The organism is Paraplanobispora siamensis, from assembly GCF_016863175.1.
GTDB classification, from domain to species: Bacteria; Actinomycetota; Actinomycetes; order Streptosporangiales; family Streptosporangiaceae; genus Planobispora; species Planobispora siamensis.
On record NZ_BOOJ01000002.1, the window covers coordinates 171,465 to 190,016 of the forward strand.

14 protein-coding genes are annotated in these 18,552 nt (G+C 70.6%); 10 read left to right on the top strand and 4 right to left on the bottom strand.

Going from position 1 to position 18,552, the window contains the following annotated elements; genetic code table 11:
* The first annotated feature begins 261 nt into the window (after window positions 1-261).
* Complete coding sequence (locus Psi01_RS00975; protein ID WP_204061961.1) at window positions 262-2,706, top strand: bifunctional serine/threonine-protein kinase/glutamate ABC transporter substrate-binding protein; 2,445 nt, start codon at window positions 262-264, stop codon at window positions 2,704-2,706.
* Here Psi01_RS00975 and Psi01_RS00980 read toward each other — a convergent pair.
* The gene (locus Psi01_RS00980; RefSeq protein ID WP_204061962.1) at window positions 2,693-3,217 is read right to left on the bottom strand and encodes a PadR family transcriptional regulator; all 525 of its coding nucleotides are present in this window, start codon (window positions 3,215-3,217) and stop codon (window positions 2,693-2,695) included. The genes Psi01_RS00975 and Psi01_RS00980 overlap by 14 nt on opposite strands.
* Window positions 3,218-3,284: 67 nt before the next feature.
* Between Psi01_RS00980 and Psi01_RS00985 the strand changes: the two genes are divergently transcribed.
* The 3 genes from Psi01_RS00985 (at window position 3,285) to Psi01_RS00995 (ending at window position 6,704) form a co-directional block, all read left to right on the top strand.
* Complete coding sequence (locus tag Psi01_RS00985) at window positions 3,285-4,730, top strand: MDR family MFS transporter (RefSeq protein ID WP_204061963.1); 1,446 nt, start codon at window positions 3,285-3,287, stop codon at window positions 4,728-4,730.
* A 41-nt stretch (window positions 4,731-4,771) separates the two neighbouring features.
* Window positions 4,772-5,749, top strand: coding sequence for a malate dehydrogenase (locus Psi01_RS00990; protein ID WP_204061964.1), 978 nt, complete (start codon window positions 4,772-4,774; stop codon window positions 5,747-5,749).
* 130 nt (window positions 5,750-5,879) lie between these two features.
* Window positions 5,880-6,704, top strand: coding sequence for a DUF11 domain-containing protein (locus Psi01_RS00995; RefSeq protein ID WP_204061965.1), 825 nt, complete (start codon window positions 5,880-5,882; stop codon window positions 6,702-6,704).
* A gap of 13 nt (window positions 6,705-6,717) precedes the next feature.
* Here the strand turns inward: Psi01_RS00995 and galE are convergent, their stop codons facing one another.
* The gene (gene galE / locus Psi01_RS01000) at window positions 6,718-7,677 is read right to left on the bottom strand and encodes a UDP-glucose 4-epimerase GalE (RefSeq protein WP_204061966.1); all 960 of its coding nucleotides are present in this window, start codon (window positions 7,675-7,677) and stop codon (window positions 6,718-6,720) included.
* A 122-nt stretch (window positions 7,678-7,799) separates the two neighbouring features.
* Here galE and Psi01_RS01005 point away from each other — a divergent pair, with 122 nt between their 5' ends.
* The 3 genes from Psi01_RS01005 (at window position 7,800) to Psi01_RS01015 (ending at window position 11,583) form a co-directional block, all read left to right on the top strand.
* Complete coding sequence (locus Psi01_RS01005) at window positions 7,800-9,206, top strand: hemolysin family protein (protein WP_204061967.1); 1,407 nt, start codon at window positions 7,800-7,802, stop codon at window positions 9,204-9,206.
* Window positions 9,207-9,219: 13 nt separating this feature from the next.
* Window positions 9,220-10,224 carry a tryptophan--tRNA ligase gene (gene trpS / locus Psi01_RS01010; protein WP_204061968.1) on the top strand — a complete coding sequence of 335 codons (1,005 nt, stop codon included), beginning with the start codon at window positions 9,220-9,222 and terminating at the stop codon, window positions 10,222-10,224.
* Window positions 10,225-10,596: 372 nt separating this feature from the next.
* The gene (locus tag Psi01_RS01015; RefSeq protein WP_204061969.1) at window positions 10,597-11,583 is read left to right on the top strand and encodes a YihY/virulence factor BrkB family protein; all 987 of its coding nucleotides are present in this window, start codon (window positions 10,597-10,599) and stop codon (window positions 11,581-11,583) included.
* An 861-nt stretch (window positions 11,584-12,444) separates the two neighbouring features.
* On the opposite strand, the gene Psi01_RS01020 is transcribed toward Psi01_RS01015, so the two are convergent.
* Window positions 12,445-13,626: a D-alanyl-D-alanine carboxypeptidase family protein gene (locus tag Psi01_RS01020; protein WP_204061970.1), complete on the bottom strand. Its 1,182-nt coding sequence runs from the start codon at window positions 13,624-13,626 to the stop codon at window positions 12,445-12,447.
* A gap of 44 nt (window positions 13,627-13,670) precedes the next feature.
* Here Psi01_RS01020 and Psi01_RS01025 point away from each other — a divergent pair, with 44 nt between their 5' ends.
* Complete coding sequence (locus Psi01_RS01025) at window positions 13,671-13,931, top strand: SCO4848 family membrane protein (RefSeq protein WP_239126887.1); 261 nt, start codon at window positions 13,671-13,673, stop codon at window positions 13,929-13,931.
* Here Psi01_RS01025 and Psi01_RS01030 read toward each other — a convergent pair.
* A complete protein-coding gene (locus Psi01_RS01030) occupies window positions 13,890-15,263 on the bottom strand; it encodes a peptide ligase PGM1-related protein (protein ID WP_239126895.1) in 1,374 nt (457 codons plus the stop codon). The genes Psi01_RS01025 and Psi01_RS01030 overlap by 42 nt on opposite strands.
* Window positions 15,264-15,821: 558 nt before the next feature.
* On the opposite strand from Psi01_RS01030, the gene Psi01_RS01035 reads away from it, so the two are divergent.
* Together Psi01_RS01035 and Psi01_RS01040 are read left to right on the top strand one after the other, a co-directional pair.
* Window positions 15,822-17,063, top strand: coding sequence for a M20 family metallopeptidase (locus tag Psi01_RS01035; RefSeq protein ID WP_204061972.1), 1,242 nt, complete (start codon window positions 15,822-15,824; stop codon window positions 17,061-17,063).
* 334 nt (window positions 17,064-17,397) lie between these two features.
* Window positions 17,398-18,471: a BMP family lipoprotein gene (locus Psi01_RS01040; RefSeq protein ID WP_204061973.1), complete on the top strand. Its 1,074-nt coding sequence runs from the start codon at window positions 17,398-17,400 to the stop codon at window positions 18,469-18,471.
* The last annotated feature ends 81 nt before the right edge of the window (window positions 18,472-18,552 follow it).

The window sequence follows — 18,552 nt, forward strand, 5'->3', positions numbered from 1 at the left end:
TCGCGAAAACCGGTGTATCGCCGCATGGGGGCCTTGCTCCGCTGTGGTCGGGGATCTCCAACGGTAGCGATCCAAGCAGTTGTATCGCCAAATCGTGGAGATTGTCGGGAATTAGCACGGTCAGTGTGCCATGTGTGACCAGTGGGGCCGGTGAGGACGCTGGGACCGCGCGAAGGGATAAACAGGGTTACGTCGGGGTAACACGTAGGGCTGCGCCATCCCCTGGTCGTAAAGTTTGGCTCGACGAGGATCGACGAGAACGTGGGGACCGAGATGCCGCAGATCGAGCCACTGGGAGCGGGGGAGCCGCGCCAGCTGGGGCCGTTCCGCGTCGTCGGGCGCATCGGGGAGGGCGGTCAGGGCATCGTCTACCTGGGGACGGACGAGTCCGGTGGGCGGGTGGCGATCAAGCTTCTGCATGTGAAGTTCTCCGGCGACTCCATCGCCAGGTCCCGCTTCGCCCGCGAGGCGCGCGCGGCGCAGCGCGTCGCCTCCTTCTGTACGGCGGGCGTCGTGCACGTCGACCTCGAAGGGGACACCCCCTACATCGCCAGCGAGTACATCGAGGGGAAGTCGCTGCGGGAGGTCGTCGACGACTCGGGCCCGCTCCGGGGCGCCGCCCTGCAGCGGCTCGCGGTCGGCACGGCCACCGCGCTCACCGCGATCCACCACGCCTCGATCGTGCACCGCGACTTCAAGCCCGACAACGTCCTCATGGCCGCCGACGGCCCGCGGGTGGTCGACTTCGGCATCGCCCGCATCATCGACTCCACCGGCACGATCACCAGCCGGGCCATCGGCACCCCCGCCTACATGGCGCCCGAGCAGATCTCCGGTGACGACGTCGGCCCCTACACCGACGTGTTCGCCTGGGGGGCGACCATCGCCTTCGCCGCGACGGGGGAGATGTCCTTCGCCGGCGACTCGATCGCGGTGGTGCTGAACCGCATCCTCAACCACGAGGTGGACGTCAGCTCGATGCCGGAGCCGCTGCGGGGCGTGGTCAGCTCGGCGCTGGCCAAGAACCCCGCGGAGCGGCCCTCGGCCGACCAGATCCTGCTGCGGCTGCTCGGCCACTCCGAGACCGCGGGGGCCTCCCCGGCGGTGCTCACCCAGGGGGTCCAGGTCGCCAGCCCGGAGGCGGTCCGCAACGGCACCCCGGCTCCGACCCGGCCCGGCACCCCGGAGCCGACCCGCCCCGGCGCCCCGGAGCCGGACGATGCGACCAGCCCCATGCGCGTGCCGGACCACAGCGGCGTGTCCCACGTGCGCACCGCCGCCTCCGACCCGCGCTCCTCCGGCTCCCACCCCCGGGCCACGCCTCCGGCCGACCATCCGTCCGGATCCATGCCGCGCGGGGCGCTCCCGGCGGACCAGGGCTCCCAGGCGCGGGCGACGCCTCCGGTGGATCATCCCTCCGGGTCCCTGCCGCGCGGGACGCTCCCGGAGGACCCGGGTTCCCGCCCGCACGGGGTGTCCCCGGCCGACCATCCGTCCGGATCTCTTTCACGCGGGGCGCTCCCGGCCGAGTCCTCCTCGTCCCACCCGCACGCCTCGCCTCCGACCGAGAGGGTCCCCGGCCCGCGCGGGAGCTCGTCCCCCGAGCCCCGTACGTCCCCGCCGGCGGACCGGGAACACCGCTCCGCGGGCGAGTCCCCCTCGTTCCCGCAGGGGCCGTACGTGCCCTACCCGTCCCGTACGGAACCCTCGGCCCCCGGCTGGGCCGGCGCCGAGGTCGGGCCGCCGAGCTGGCAGGAGACCCGGCCCGGCCCGTTCGAGGAGCCCAGGCCGCCGCGGCGCCCGCGCAGGAGCCGCTGGATCGCGCTGGCGGTGGCCGTGCTGCTGCTCGGCAGCGCCGGCGCGGTCGTCTACGCCAGCGGCTGGCGCCCGTCCTTCCTGGGCGGTACGGGCCCCACGGACGGGCCCACCGAAGGCCCCACGGACGGCTCCACCAAGGCGTTCACCTCCGTGGCGGACAAGGCCGCCGCGACGAAGAAGCTCACCATCGGGATGCGCGACTTCCTGCCCGGCATCGCGCTCGACAGCGGCGGGAGGTGGAGCGGGTTCGAGGTGGACCTGGCCACCCGGATCGCCGATGCGCTGGGGGTGCCGGAGAGCGGCATCACCTTCAAGGCGACCCGCCGGGAGGACCGGCCCAGGCTGCTGGCCGACGGCGAGGTCGACATGGTCATCTCGACGTACTCGATCAACGCCCAGGACGACGTCACCTTCGCCGGGCCGTACTACCTCGCCCACGTCGACGTGCTCGTCAGAGACGACTCGACGATCTCCTCCACCGCGGGGCTGGAGGGCAAGCGGCTGTGCCGGCCGGCCGGCAGCGCCTCGACCAAGGTGGTGCAGGACGAGGTGACCGACCTCACCCTGGTCGACGGCGAGACCTACACCGACTGCATGAACAAGCTGCTGAACGGCGAGGTCGACGCGGTGCCCGGCGACGACCTGCTGCTGGCCGGGTTCGCCGACCGCGAGAGCGTCCGCTACAGGGTGGTCGGGCTGAAGCTCACCGACGAGCGGTACGCGGTGGCCCTGAAGCGGGGCGACGAGCGCACCTGCCAGGCCATCCAGGGCGTGATCGCGGATCTGTACCGGAAGGGCACGATCAGGGAGCTGCTCAACCGGCACTTCGCCAACGTCAACTTCCCCGGCCGCGAGAACGACCAGCCGGCCATGGCTAGCTGCGGCTAGACCGCTCGATCTCCTCGGCGGCCTCCGCGGCCCAGTCCCGCATCATCCGCGTGTGACGCAGGCCCAGGTCCAGGGCGTACCGGCCGAAACCGGTCGTGCGCGGCCGGCTGGGCCTGCGCTCGATCTCCTCCAGCACGGCGAGCTTGGCGTCGCAGTCCCTGATCGTCTCGCGGAGCACGCCCAGCGCCTCCTCCGGCTTCAGCGTGGGCAGCAGGAAGGCGCGCAGCGTCTTCTCGTCGCGGGCCGGGCGGGCCGGCGACGTCGTCAGCATCCACTCGCGGACCGTCCGCGAGCCCTCCTCGGTGATCGTGTAGGTCTTGCGCCCGCGCGGGCCGTCCTCCTCGACCGTCACCAGGCCCTCGTCGGCCATCTTGTTGAGCTCCGGATAGATCTGGCTGTGCCGCGCCTGCCAGGCGTGGTTGATCGAGCTCTCGAAGAGCTTGGTGAGGTCGTAGCCGCTCGCCGGACCCGAGAGGGACAGCAGGCCGAGGAGCGCCATGCGCAGGGACATGCCCCCATCATATATCCGGGTTGACATGTAAAATTCGACACGTCACTCTCAACATGTGGCTACCGACATGTTGAATCCTCCGGTACGAACCCGTTCCGGGAACGGGCTGCTCGTGCTCGCCGTGCTCGGCGGGATGTTCCTGGCGATGCTCGACCAGACGATCGTCGGCACCGCCCTGCCCCGGATCGTCCGGGAGCTGGGCGGCGCGGACCTGTACACCTGGGTCGTGACGTCGTACCTGCTGACCTCGACGATCACCGTCCCGCTCTACGGCAGGCTGTCCGACGTCTACGGCCGCAAGCCGCTCCTGCTCACCGGCGTCGCGCTGTTCCTGCTCGGCTCGCTGCTGTGCGGCGTGGCGCAGGACATGACCCAGCTCATCGCCTTCCGCGCCGTGCAGGGCCTCGGCGCGGGCGCCCTGCTCCCGCTCTCCCTGGCCCTGGTCATGGACCTGTTCCCACCGGAGCGCGGCGGCCGGGTGCAGGGCGCGATCGGCGGGGTGATGGCGCTGAGCTACGTCGCGGGCCCGTTCCTCGGCGGGGTGTTCACCGACACGACGAGCTGGCGCTGGGCGTTCCTGGTCAACCTGCCCGTCGGCCTGCTGCTCGTCGCGGTCATCGTGGCGCGGCTGCCGTACTCCCCGGGACAGGGCCGTGGCTCCCGCCCCGACTATCTCGGCATCGCCGTGTTCACGGCGGCGATCGGCGCGCTGCTCCTCGGCCTCACCGAGAAGGGCCTGGACGACCACTCCTGGACCAGCGGCCCGGTGCTCTGGCCGATCGTCGCGGCCGCGGCGCTGACGGCGGTGTTCGTCATGGTCGAGCGGCGCGCGGCCGAGCCGATCATCCCGCTGGAGCTGTTCCGCAACCGGACCTACACCCTGGCCAACACGGCCTCCTTCATCACCGCCTTCTGCCTGTACGCCGGGGTGGTCTTCCTGCCCCGCTACTTCCAGGAGGCCATGGGGCTCAGCGCCACCGACTCGGGCCTGCGCATCTACCCGCTCATGCTCGGCATGGTCGCCGGCAGCATGGTGACCGGGGCGCTCATCGCCAGGACCCGGCGGTACAAGCCGTGGCTGGTGGCCGGGGCGTTCCTGATCACGGTCGGGGGGCTGCTGTGCGCCGGCCTGACCGCCGGCACCTCCGGCGTGGCCCTGGCCGGGTGGATGGCCCTGCTCGGCCTGGGCATGGGGCCGATGCTGTCGGGGCTCACGGTGGCGATCCAGACGTCGGTCCCGCCGCGCTTCATCGGGACCGCCAGCGCGAACCTGACCTTCTTCCGGCAGATCGGCGGCTCCGTCGCCCTGGCCCTGGGCGGGACGCTCTACACCGCGGTCATCCGGGAGCAGATCCCGCTGCACGGCCCGCAGACGGCGCACGCCGCCGCGACGGCCGCGGTAATCCCGTGGCTCGCCGTCACCGGCGCGCTCGTCGCCCTGGTCGCGCTGCTGGCGCTGCCCGGCGGACGGATCACGGCCCTCGCCGGGAGACCGCCGCAGGCAGAGGGGTAACATCCCACCGTCAGAATTCATCCTTCGAGTGGGGGAAGGTCATGGCCCAGACTCCCGTAAAGGTCACCGTCACCGGCGCCGCCGGTCAGATCGGCTACGCGTTGCTGTTCCGCATCGCGTCGGGCCAGTTGCTGGGCGCTGACGTCCCGGTCACGCTGAGCCTGCTGGAGATCCCGCAGGCCGTCAAGGCCGCCGAGGGCACCGCTATGGAGCTCGACGACTGCGCGTTCCCGCTGCTGCGGGGCATCGAGATCACCGATGACCCGAACGTCGCCTTCAACGGCGCCAACGTCGCGCTCCTGGTCGGCGCAATGCCGCGCAAGGCCGGCATGGAGCGCGGTGACCTGCTGGAGGCCAACGGCGGCATCTTCGGCCCGCAGGGCAAGGCCATCAACGACCACGCGGCCGACGACATCCGCGTCCTGGTCGTGGGCAACCCCGCCAACACCAACGCGCTGATCGCCCAGCAGCACGCGCCGGACGTCCCGGCCGAGCGCTTCACGGCGATGACCCGTCTGGACCACAACCGCGCGCTGTCCCAGCTCGGCGCCAAGCTCCAGGTCCCGGTCACCGAGATCAAGAAGATGACCATCTGGGGCAACCACTCCGCCACGCAGTACCCCGACCTGTTCCACACCGAGGTCGGCGGCAAGATCGCCGCCGAGCTGGTCGACGAGGCCTGGCTGCGCGACACCTTCATCCCGACCGTGGCCAAGCGCGGCGCCGCGATCATCGAGGCCCGGGGCGCGTCCTCGGCCGCCTCCGCCGCCAACGCCGCGATCGACCACGTCTACGACTGGGTCAACGGCACCGAGTGGACCTCCGCCGCCATCCCGTCCGACGGTTCGTACGGCGTGCCCGAGGGCCTCATCTCCTCCTTCCCCGTCGCCTCGCGCAACGGCAAGTGGGAGATCATCCAGGGCCTGGAGATCGACGCCTTCTCCCGCGAGCGCATCGACGCCTCGGTGCGCGAGCTGGAGGAGGAGCGCGAGGCCGTCCGCCAGCTCGGCCTGATCTGATCCGAGTGCCGCGAGAGCCCCGGACCCGTGGGTCCGGGGCTCTCGCGCGTCCCGGCGAAGACGCGGCGTGTCGGTCGGCCGCGCGGGCGTGATCTGCGCGTTCAATCGTCACTGATGGTCGGGGGAATCGGTGTTCAACACGTATGCTGCGGCGCGGGTCGTCGCTGGAGTGGTCAGTCTCGTCCTCGCCGGATCGCCCGGTACGGCGGTGGCGCAGCCCTCGGATCCGAACTGGGGCGGAGCGGACCTGTCGGTGCGGATGCGGGTCTCGCCGGGGCGGGCCCAGCCGGGGCAGCCGCTGAGCTACCGGGTGAAGGTCCATAACGCGGGTCCGGGCGAGGCGGTGCTGCCGGTGCTCACCGTCCGGATCCCGGCCGGGGTGGCGATCCTCGGCACCGACGTGGCCGAGTGCGTGCCGGGCGCGGCCGGGGGAGAGGTGGTCTGCGCCTCGCGGTCGGACGTGCCGCCCGGCGGCAGCGGCGCGGTGACGATCACCGGCATGGTCCGCCCCACCGCCCGCGGGCCGCTGGTGGCGGTCGCCACGGTCTCCTCCGAGGTGGTGGACGACAACGTCGCCAACGACTCGGCGCGGACGCTGACCCCGGTGGACGAGGGCGCCGACCTGGCGATCCGGTCCGCGGGCAGGTTCCGGACCGGCCGGACCGTCACGATGGCCGCGGTCGTGCGCAACCGGGGACCGCGGACCGTCCGCGACGCCCTGGTCTTCTTCCAGGCCAGGCGGGCGCGCTTCCTGGCGGCGCGGGGCGCCCGCTGCCGCCCCCGGCCCGGCTACGTCGGATGCAGGCTGCGGGCCGTCGCCCCCGGCGGGCGGGTCAGGCTCGACCTCGACTTCAGCTCCACCGGCCAACCGGTGCGGGCCAAGGCCTCGGTCCACTCGGCGCGGGTGGGCGACCGCCGTCCCGGCAACAACGTGGCCCGCATGCGGGTGCGCTGAGGCCGCCGCGGTGTCAGCGGGGCAGGGCGGCCCAGGCGTCGGCGACGATGTCCCGGACCGACGGGTGCTCCGGCTTCCAGCCGAGCTCGCGCTGGATCTTCTCGGAGGAGGCCACCAGTACCGCCGGGTCCCCCGCGCGGCGCTCGGCGACGGTCGCGGGGATGGGGTGACCGGTGACCTCGCGGCACACCGACAGGATCTCCTGGACCGAGAAGCCGGTGCCGTTGCCCAGGTTGTAGATCTTGTGCTCGCCCGGCGTGCAGGCCTCCAGCGCCAGCAGGTGGGCCCGCGCCAGGTCGGCCACGTGGATGTAGTCGCGCACACATGTCCCGTCGGGAGTCGGGTAGTCCGTGCCGAACACGTTGACCGACTCGCGCTGCCCGAGCGCCACGGCCAGGACGTTTGGAATCAGATGGGTCTCCACGGTGTGCCGCTCGCGGTAGACCCGGCCGTCCCCGGCGGTGTGGGCGCCGCCCACGTTGAAGTAGCGCAGGCTCACCGCGGCCAGGCCGTACAGGCCGGCGAACGCGGTGAGCGCGGTGTCGACCGCCAGCTTGGAGGCGCCGTAGGGGTTGGTCGGGCGGGTCGGGTCGGTCTCCAGGATCGGGGAACGCTCGGGCTCGCCGTACGTCGCCGCGGTGGAGGAGAAGACGATCCGGCCGACGCCGGCGGCGCGCATGGCGTCCAGCAGGGCGAGGGTGCCGCCCAGGTTGTGCGCCCAGTAGAGCCCCGGCTTCTGCACGGACTCGCCGACCAGGGACCTGGCGGCGAAGTGCAGCACGGCGTCCGTGCCCTCCAGCACGGAGGCGGCCTCGGTGATCGAGCCCTCGACGAAGCGCGCTCCCGGCGGCACCGCGTCCGCGTGACCGGTGGAGAGGTCGTCCAGCACGGTGACCTGGTGGCCGGCCTCGACGAGCTGCGCCGCCACGACGCTTCCGATGTAGCCGGCTCCTCCGGTGACCAGCAGCTTCACGAGCCCTCCTGTTTGATTCTGTGGGTAGATGTTTATTTATGTAAGCCTACTGCCAGCATATGCTGTCAAATCCACTGTCGACTCCGGCCGGAACGGACGGCGGGCCTGATGGGGACGGTCCTGTGAACGGTGTCCTGGGCAATATCGCCCTGGTCCTGCTCTTCGTGCTGATCGGCGGGTTCTTCGCGGGCGCCGAGATGGCGATGGTCTCCCTGCGCGAGAGCCAGGTACGCAGACTCGCCGAGCACGGGCGCAGAGGGGCCAGAGCGGCCAAGCTCGCCCGCGACCCCAACCGCTTCCTGTCGGCCGTGCAGATCGGCGTGACCGTGGCGACCATGCTGTCGGCCGCGTTCGGCGCCGACACCCTCGCCAAGGACCTGGTCCCCGTCGTGGCCGGCTGGGGCGTGCCCGAGGCCGCCGCCGCGCCGGCGGCGCTGGTGCTGGTGACCCTCGTGATCTCCTACGTCTCGCTGGTCCTGGGCGAACTGGTGCCCAAGCGGCTCGCCCTGCAGCGGGCCGAGGGGCTCTCGCTGCTGGTGGCGCCGTTCCTGGACCGGATGGCCGCGCTGTCCCGGCCGATCATCTGGGCGCTGTCCAAGTCCACCGACGGCGTGGTCAAGCTGCTCGGCGGCAACCCCGCGGCCGACCGCGAGGAGATCTCCACCGAGGAGCTGCGTGACATGGTGGTCGGCCACCAGGAGCTCACCCCGGACGAGCGCAATCTGATCGCGGAGGTCTTCGCGGCGGGCAAGCGGCAGCTCCGCGAGGTGATGCTGCCGCGCACCGAGGTGGAGTTCATGTCCGCCGACACGCGTCTGGCCGAGGCGGCCGTCCTGGCCGCGGCCATGCCGCACTCCCGCTTCCCGGTCTACCGCGACACCTACGACGACATCATCGGTTTCGTGCACATCCGCGACCTGCTCGACCCGGTCCTGACCGGCTCGATCGAGCCGATCAGCGAGGTGGTGCAGATCCGGCCGGTCAAGATGGTGCCCACCAGCAAGCGGGTGCTGACGACGCTGTCGGAGATGCGCGACGAGGGGCACCACCTGGCGATCGTAGTGGACGAGTACGGCGGCACGGCGGGGATCGTCACTCTGGAGGACCTCGTCGAGGAGCTCGTGGGCGACATCCGCGACGAACACGACGTGGAGGACGAACAGGTCGTGCTGCCCGCCGGCGAGGTCGAGCTCGAAGGGCTGACCAACCTGGGAGAGGTGGCGCAGGAGACCGGCATCCGGCTGCCCGACGGTCCCTACGAGACGCTCGGCGGGTTCATGATGGCGGCGCTGGGCCACCTGCCGGTCAAGGGGGAGCGGGTCGAGATCCCCGGCTTCGAGATGTCCGTCACAGAGATGGACGGGCGCAGGGTGGCGAGGGTCCGCATCAAACGCCGCGCGGCGGCCCCGGCGGAGGCCCAGACCGACGCCCAGACCGAGACCCGGGCGGAGGAGGACCGCCCGGCCGGGGCGGCGGCGGATTCCGGCGTCGCTCCCGCCGCGGAGGCACCGAGCACTCCCGACAGCTGACACAATTCTTTTCATGGCGAGTCCCCGTGTTCTGTCCGGCATCCAGCCCACCGCCGACTCCTTCCACCTGGGCAACTACCTGGGTGCGGTGCGTCAGTACGTCGCGATGCAGGAGGGCTACGACGCCTTCTACTGCGTCGTCGACCTGCACGCCATCACGGTGGACTACAAGCCGGAGCTCCTGCGCCGGCGCTCCAGGGTCGCCGCGGCCCAGCTCTTCGCCGCCGGCCTGGACCCCGAGCGGTCCACCGTCTTCATCCAGAGCCACGTGCGCGAGCACACCGAGCTGGCCTGGATCCTGATCTGCCTGACCGGCATGGGCGAGGCCGGGCGGATGACCCAGTTCAAGGACAAGTCGGCCAAGTACGGCGAGACCTCCGCCGGCGTCGGCCTGTTCACCTACCCGATCCTGCAGGCCGCCGACATCCTGCTCTACCAGGCGAACCAGGTCCCGGTCGGGGCCGACCAGAAGCAGCACCTGGAGCTCACCCGCGACCTGGCCCAGCGCTTCAACCACCGCTTCGGCGAGACCTTCACGCTGCCCGAGCCGTACATCGTCAAGGGCGTCGAGAAGATCACCGACCTGCAGGACCCGACGTCCAAGATGTCGAAGTCGTCCTCCTCGCCCGCGGGCATCCTGGACCTGCTGGAGGAGCCCGGACCGCTCCGCAAGAAGGTCATGCGCGCGGTCACCGACACCGGCTCGGAGATCCTGTTCGACGAGGAGAACAAGCCCGGCATCGCCAACCTGCTGCGCATCCTGTCCGCGCTGACCGCCACGCCGATCCCCGAGCTGGAGACGCGCTACGCCGGGCAGGGCTACGGAACCTTCAAGAAGGCCGTGGCCGAGGCCGTGGTCGAGGCCTTCACGCCGATCCGGGAGCGGACGGAGAAGCTCCTGGCCGACGAGGCCGCGCTCGACAAGATGCTCGCCGCCGGAGCCGCCAAGGCCCGCGCGGTGGCCGCCGAGACCATGGAGAAGGTCCGCGACCGGGCGGGGTTCCTGCCCTCTTTGTGATCGGTGTGCTCGACCGGTCCGCTCCGTAACCGGCTTGCTCTATGACCGGCTCGCATCGTGACCGGCTCGCTTCGTGACCGGTCCGCTTCGTGATCGGCTCGCTTCGTGACCGGTCCGCTTCGTGACCGGTCCGCTCCGTGACCGGCTCGCCCGGTGGCCCGTCGCCGGGCGGGGTTCCCGCCCACGGCGTGACCGGTCACCGGGATGGGACGTCCTCCGGCCCCGCGGGGCCCCTGGAGGCCGTTTGGCCACGGGGGCCGGGGGTACCGCAACCGTCACGTGCGGTGGTGCTCGACGGCCCGTCCGGCCTCCCGGTTCTCCGGACGCCGTGCGGGCTTCCTCCCTCCGCGTGCGGCGGGCAAGGAGGTGCGGATGGCGGACCTGGGCGAGCGTTTCGAGGCGTTCCAGACGTGGCGCCACGACCGGATCGAGACCGGCAGGATCAGGTGGCACTGGTTCGACCACCTGCTCAGGACCGTGCAGCGCTACCAGTTGCAGTTCGGCGACCGGCTGGCCGGGGCGGTCACCTACTTCGCCTTCCTGTCGTTCTTCCCGATCATCGTGCTGGCCTACTCGCTCTTCGGCTTCTTCCTGTCCTCCACACCGGGTGCCGTGGAGGCCCTGAACAAGGCCATCGACGCCTATCTGCCGGGTCTGGCCGACCTGCTTCCGATCGAGGAGATCGCCAACTCCAAGACCACCGCCGGGGTCATCGGCCTGCTCGGTCTCCTCTACTCCGGTCTCGGAGCGATCGACGTCCTGCGCGGCTCCCTGCGGCAGATGTCCATGACCACCGAGCCGCCGCTCAACTTCGCCCTCGGCAAGCTCCGCGACCTGTCCGCGCTGATCCTGGTCGGCATCACGATGCTCGCCTCGGTCGTGATCGGCGGCTTCGCCACCCAGGCCAGCGAGACCGTGGCCGGATGGCTGGGCCTGTCGAAGTCGTTCCTCGCCACCGCCACGATCTCCCTCGTCGGTCTGGTGGTCAGCGTGGCCGCCGACACCGTGGTCTTCCTGATCCTGCTGGGCTGGCTGGGCCGCTCCACGCAGCCCTTCCGGGTGGTGCTCCGCGGCGCGCTGCTGGGCGCGGTCGCCTTCGCCCTGCTCAAGCAGCTTGCCGCGTTCCTGCTCTCGTTCACTCTGGGCAACCCCATCTACGGGGTGTTCGCGGTGATGGTCGGCCTGCTGGTCTGGATCAACTTCTCCGCCCGGATCATCATGTACGCCGCCGCCTGGACCGCCACCGCCTCCTTCGGCCCGCCCCCCGAGCCCACGCCCTTTCCGAACATGGGCAACGACCTCGTCGACCCGGCCCAGCTCGGCCGCAATCCCCAGCACGGGCCCGACCGGGACACCTGATGCGGACGCGGAGCCGTACGGCCTCCCAGGGCTGACGACGGCGGCGGTGCCTGGTGGGCCGGATGCTGCCCACCCGTGAGGCGCGTCCGCAGTGAGCCGGGTGTCGCCCACCCGAGCTGCGCCGCACGACAGTCAGGTCGGCCGCACGACATCAAGGTGCCGCGACATCAGGGTGTCCGTGAGGTCAGGGTGTCCGTGAGGTCAGGGTGTCCGTGAGGTCAGGGTGTCCGTGAGGTCAGGGTGCCCAGGATGAACGGTGGTCGAGGACCACCGGGTGGACCATCCACGTCACTCTCACACGATCGCCCTGACGGTCAGAAGCGACGACCCGGGCATCGCCACCGGCCCACCGGCGGCTGCGAACCCGACGTTGGAGGTACCGGAGGCATTCGCCAGGCCGCCACCGCGGTGGCTGCCTCCAGGCAGACCATGTGCTCCGGTGTTCCGGTGTTCCGGTGCTGCCGGTGCTGCCGGTGTTCTGGTGCTCCGGCGCCTTGGCGTCGTGGTGTCGTGGGGACGGGTTCGGTTGCCGTGCGGCGCAGCCCGGGTGGGCCGGATGCTGCCCATCGGTGAGGCGCAGCTCGGGTGGGCGGCACCCGGCCCACCACGGACGTGCCTCACGGGCGGGTGACACCCGGCCCACCACGGACGTGCCTCACGGGCGGGTGACACCCGGCCCACCGTGGATTTGTCCTGCGGGTGGGCGGCGCCCGGCCCACCACGGACGTGCCTCACGGGTGGGCAATACCCGGCCCACCGTGGATTTGTCCTGCGGGTGGGCGGCGCCCGGCCCGGCTCGGCCGCGATCCCCGGCACGGGCCGACCGGGACACCTGATGCGGACGCGGGGCCGTACGGCCTCCTAGGGCTGACGGCGGCGGCGGTGCATGCCGTACCCGAGCCAGACCAGGCCGCCGAGTGCCCCCGCGACGAGCAGGTAGGTGACCGGGCCGGTGGACTCCGGGACGGTCTTGGCGGCCGTCGCGTCGGCGGCGGGGAGCGGGGTGGGCGCCTCCGCCTTCAACGGCACGGCTGAGCCGGAGGGCAGCGGGGCGGGGTCGGGGACCGGGTCCACCAGCCGGCCGACCGGGGCGACCTTGCCGCGGGCGGCGAACCCCCAGTCGAGCAGGTCGGAGACGTCCTCCCAGAAGTAGCCGTCGTGCCGCATGATCGACACGATGACCGTGTGCCCGTTGCGCCGGGCCGCGCCGACGAAGCTGGCCTGGGCCTTGGAGGTCCAGCCGTTCTTGACGCCGATCATGCCCTTGTAGCGCCACAGCAGCCTGTTGTGGTTGCCGATCTCGTAGTGCCCCTTGGGCGCGGGGAACTTGTCGGTCTTCAGGCTGACGTAGCGACGGAAGTCGTCGTTGGCGAGACCGGCGCGCGCGATCAGCGCCAGGTCGTAGGCCGAGCTGCTCTGCCCGGGCTTGTCCAGGCCGCTGGGCGTCTTGGCCACGGTGTCGAGGGCCTGCAACCGCCGGGCCTCGGCGTTCATGTCCGCCAGAGTCTTGTCCAGGCCGCCGTTGGCCTCCGCCAGCGCCATCGCCGAGTCGTTGCCCGAGACCAGCATCAGCGCCTTGAACAGGTCCTCCACCGTGTAGAGGGGCTTGGTCACCAGACCGACCGCGCTGCCCTCCTGGTTGACGGCGTTCCTGCTCGGCCGGATCTTCGTGGCCTTGTCGAGCTTGGGGATGAGCGTCAGGGCGGTCAGCGCCTTGAGCGTGCTGGCCGGACGGTAGCGGCCGTGCGGGTTCTTGGCGGCGAGCACCTCGCCGGTGTCGGCGTCCGCGATCACGTAGGACTTCGCGGCGGTCTTGGGCGGGGCCTTGACCCCCTCGGGCATGATGATCCCGCGCTCGCCCAGCCGCGCACCTCCCACGGGCTCGGCTCCGGTCGGAGCGGCGCGCGTGAGGGTCCCGAGGCTCGTGGGAGTCCCGGCACCGTGCACGGGAACGCCGCCGGAGGCTCCGGCGTACGCGGGAGCGGACAGGAAGGTGGTCGCCGCGAGCAGTACCCCGACAGGCGCGACATGTTTCATCGCCATAGTGATCTCAGGGTAGCTTCGTACCGATTCGCATGTGTTTGCCCATGCCCGACCAGGTCAGGAGCACGCGACAGGATGCCGACATAATGCAAATATCACGAAAGATCGCCGGATTCCTACTGGCGCTTGCCGCTTTCATGATCTTCGAATGGATCAACCTTGGCTTCAACCTCGCCGACGGCCATCCCACGTCGTTCTACGTGGTGCACGGCGTCCTGATCGGGGTCAACATCGTCCTCGCCCTCGTACTGGGCGCGATCGGCCTACGAGCCTGGGCAAAGAGCCCGAAGCGTCCGCCGGTGTAGGTCGGCGGCCTCCTCGGCGGAGTCGCCGATGCTGGTGAAGCCGAGCTTGCCGTACTCCGGGACCGCGCCGAGCAGGTGGAGGACGTTCCCGGTGAGGGAGTCGCGGTCGAAGCCGAGCCCCGCCGCGCGCACCATCTCGACGACCTCCCCGGGCGTACGGCCCCGCAGGCAGTCGGCGGCGCAGTTGTCCGTCGCGACGTAGTACTTGGACTGCTCCCCGCACTTCAGCGTGCCGCTCCCGGGGTCGTAGACGGCGCCGGTGGTCAGCAGCGCGGCGCCGAAGGGGTGGGTGGTGCCCCCGATGCGCAGGTTGATCTCGCACAGCAGCGCGCGGTAGCCGCCGTCGGTCTTGACGGCGAAGAAGTCCATCCCGAACACTCCCACCACGCCCCGGCCGGACAGGACCGCGGCGATGCGCTCGGCGCACTCGCCCACCGCCTCGCGGTACTCCGGCCGCGCCGGGAAGGTGCACCCCTGGTACACGTCCCCGTTGGCCCCGCCGAGGACCTGGTCGTGCGTGGCCACGACGTCGTAGGCGCCGCCGGGGGTGATCCTGGCCAGGGCGCTGGGGGAGTACAGGGGACGGCCCTCGACGAACTCCTCGATCACGGCCCCGCGCTCGGCGATCTTCTCGGCGAAGGTCGTCCAGTTCTCGTCGGAGGCGGAGAAGCTCGTGTGGCAGGCGGTGAGCGGCCGGTCGTCCTTGACCACCACGGCGTTGCCCAGGCCGGAGTAGCTGTTGTTGAGCTTGATCATCAACCGGCCCTCGCCCAGGACCCGGGCGGCGTGCTCCACCTCCGTCAGCGACCGCAGGTCGGCGAAACCGCGGGCCAGCGGTACCTTGGCATCCTCCGCGACCAGCCGGCCCCCGCTCTTGGAGCCCAGGTGGGCCAGCGCGGTGGCGGGGCCGTAGACGGGCAGCCCGAGCAGCGAGGACAGCCGCTCCTCGGCCTCGCTGACGACGAAGGGGACCAGCCACGCGTCCTCGGTGTCCCGTACGGCCCGCCGGATCCGCGCGATCATGCCGGGGTCGCGGAGGATCTCCTCGGTGAGGGGGCCGGTGGGACGCCCACCCAGATGGATCATTTCCAGGCGGCCGCGCGCCTCCCGGGGGTCGTCCAGAAAGCTCAGGTAGTAGTCGACGATCGCCGGATCCACCGGCGCGGAGGTGAGGTACACCAGCCGCAGCGCCGGCCGCCGCAGGGCCATGAGCAGGAAGAGGAGCCGTTCCTCGTAGCATCGCGCCCCGGTTATCCTGCGCAGTTCGTCCTGAGGAAGGGACAACGAGGGGATGACCACCAGGGTTCCCTCGTTCGGTTCGAAGATGCTCAACCTGGAGTGCTTCTCCCCAAATGGGATATTAGTGATCATAAGCGGAGTGAATCACGCATTCTTCTCGCTTACATCCATCCGCCGGGTTCGATGAGTGGCACCTGAAGTCACCTAAGGTGCCAGTTCAGCGAGGTTTCAACCGCCGCCGGGCGGTGCACGGGTGGTCTAGGCCACTCCGCTCCGACTACTGCCTGTGGTCGTTCTGAGCTATTCGTCATGGTCCTCCTGGGTCAGGAGGGACGAGAGATATGTATGGGGCGGCGAAACATTTGGCACAGATGTCGACGAGTGCCAGCCCAAGAGAGATACAGTCGATGCATACGTCGGTGTGCCGCCGGCGGCCCCACACCGGCCCGCCGTTCCCGCACCGGCGCATTGTCATCCGCGCTGACGGCCCGTGCACCCACTCCGGTCCCTCCGTGCGGGGATCGCTTTTCGGTGCTGCTTCATGGGTCGCGTGATTCTGGGCAGTGGCATATCTGGTATCTGGGCAGTTGGCGGGCAGTTGGCATAGGCGTCGAGGATTTGAAAGCACTGACGCGGATGGGACGGTGACCGATGCGGGGGATGGATCTGCGAGGGGAGCTCGACGCGTTCCTCGCCGGCTGTGAGAGCGAGCTGATCGGGTTCCGCCGTGATCTTCACATGCACCCTGAGCTCGGCTTCGCCGAATACCGCACGACGCAGCGCATCGCCGACAAGCTCACCGCCGCCGGGCTGCTCCCGTCGGTGCTGCCCCGCGGCACCGGCCTGATCTGCGACGTGGGCAGCGGCGACGGGCCCACCGTGGCGCTGCGGGCCGACATCGACGCGCTGCCCGTGCCCGACGAGAAGGACGTCCCCTACAGCTCGACCGTGCCCGGCGTCTGCCACGCCTGCGGGCACGACGTGCACACCACGGTCCTGCTCGGCACCTCGCTCTTCCTGGCCCGCCAGGCGGAGGCCGGGTTGCTGCCCGGCCGGGTCCGGCTGATCTTCCAGCCCGCCGAGGAGCTTCCCGGCGGCGCGCTGGAGGTCATGGCCGCCGGCGGCCTCAGCGGCGTGGACCGGATCTTCGGCCTGCACTGCGACCCCCGGGTGGACGTCGGCAAGGTCGGCCTCAAGATCGGCCCGATCACCTCCGCCTGCGACCGGGTCACCGTCCGGGTCAGCGGCCCCGGCGGACACACCGCCCGGCCGCACCTGACCGCCGACCTGGTCTTCGCGCTGGCCAAGATCCTCACCGAGCTGCCCGCCGCGCTCTCCCGCAGGGTCGACCCCCGCTCGTCGCTCAGCCTGGTCTGGGGGCGGGTCGAGGCCGGTTCCGCGGCCAACGCGATCCCGGACGACGGCGTCGCCGAGGGCACCGTGCGCTGCCTGGACGAGGAGGCCTGGCACGCGGCCCCCGACATGATCAAGGCGCTGCTGGAGTCGGTCGCCGCCGCCTACGGCATCGAGGCGCAGATGGACTACGTGCGCGGCGTGCCTCCGGTGGTCAACGAGGAGGTCAGCGTGCAGATGCTGATCGAGGCGGCGGAGGGCGTGCTCGGCGAGGGGGCCTCGGTGCCGACCCAGCAGAGCCTGGGCGGTGAGGACTTCGGCTGGTACCTCGAGTCCGTCCCCGGCGCCTTCGCCCGGCTCGGCACGCGCACTCCGGGTGAGGCGCACGCCGGCGACATCCACCAGGGCACCTTCGACGTCGACGAGACCTGCATCGGCACCGGCGTGCGCTTCCTGGCGGCGACCGCGCTGACGGCCCTGTGGGAGGGGCAGCGGCCGGGCACCGGGGAGCAGGTCGTGATGTTGAATTTGGACAACTAACACCGCGGACTGGATTTCCCCTTACGCCATAGCGGTCACGTTCATCACTAAAAAAGTGCATCGCGTACCGAGATAGTCGCCTTCCGTCAGGGTGGGGCGGGGCGACCCGCCGGCCGGATCATCGGCCTCTCTGGCGGCCGCATGCGGAGTCGATCTACCCTACTCGCCAGTAGCGTCGATCGCCCCCGCGTGTCACAAGGTGGCGTGAGCTGGGTAACGGACCTATTGCGGAGCTGTGTGCTGGTTTGGTCCATGCTCGCCGAACAACTATCTTCCGTGCAGGGTTGCCGTGCGTCTCTTCGCGCGTGCACTGAGAACGCGAAGGGAGTCCATCTTGCTTCAGAACCGATTCGGCAGGCTGGCCGCGACTGCACTGGCCGGCGGCATGCTCATGGGCGCCGCCGCGTGTGGAGGCGACGAGCCGGCCACGTCCGCCAGCCCGAGCGGTGCCGCGAGCAGCGCTCCGGCCGCCAGCGGCGCGAAGGTCGGTCTCGCCTACGACATCGGCGGTCGTGGCGACCAGTCGTTCAACGACGCCGCCGCCGCCGGTCTGGACAAGGCCAAGACCGAGCTGGGCCTCGCCGAGACCAAGGAGCTCGAGGCCGGCAACGGCGAGACCGACGCGGCCAAGGAGGAGCGGCTGCGCCTGCTCGCCCAGGGCGGCTTCAACCCGATCATCGCGGTGGGCTTCGCCTACTCCGGTCCGGTGAAGAAGGTCGCCACCGAGTTCCCCGATGTGAAGTTCGCCATCGTCGACGACGAGGCCGCCACCGGGCCGAACATCTCCAACCTGGTCTTCGCCGAGCACGAGGGGTCCTTCCTGGTCGGCGCCGCCGCGGCGCTGAAGTCGACCAAGAACCACGTGGGCTTCGTCGGCGGCGTCGAGGTTCCGCTGATCAAGAAGTTCGAGGCGGGCTTCGTCGCCGGCGCCAAGGCCGTCAAGTCCGACATCAAGGTTGACGTCAAGTACCTGACCCAGCCGCCGGACTTCGCCGGCTTCGCCGACCCGGCCAAGGGCAAGACCGCGGCCGAGGGCATGTTCGACGCGGGCGCCGACGTGATCTACCACGCCGCGGGCGGCTCCGGCGGCGGCGTCTTCGAGGCGGCCAAGGCCGCGAACGGCAAGGCGATCGGTGTCGACTCCGACCAGGCCAAGACGGCTGCCGAGGACGTGCGCGACGTCATCATGACCTCCATGGTCAAGAAGGTCGACGTCGCGGTCTTCGACTTCCTGAAGGGCGCCACCTCCGGTGCGGCCAAGTCGGGCACGACCGTCTACGACCTCAAGGCGAGCGGCGTCGACTACTCCACCACCGGCGGTCAGGTCGACGACATCAAGACCAAGCTCGACGAGTACAAGCAGAAGATCATCTCCGGCGAGATCACCGTGCCGAAGGAAGTCTCCTGACCTGATATCAGGCGTCCTGTGACCTGATATCAATGAAGGGCCCGGCGGAGGATTCCCCGGGCCCTTCGACCTACTTTCCCC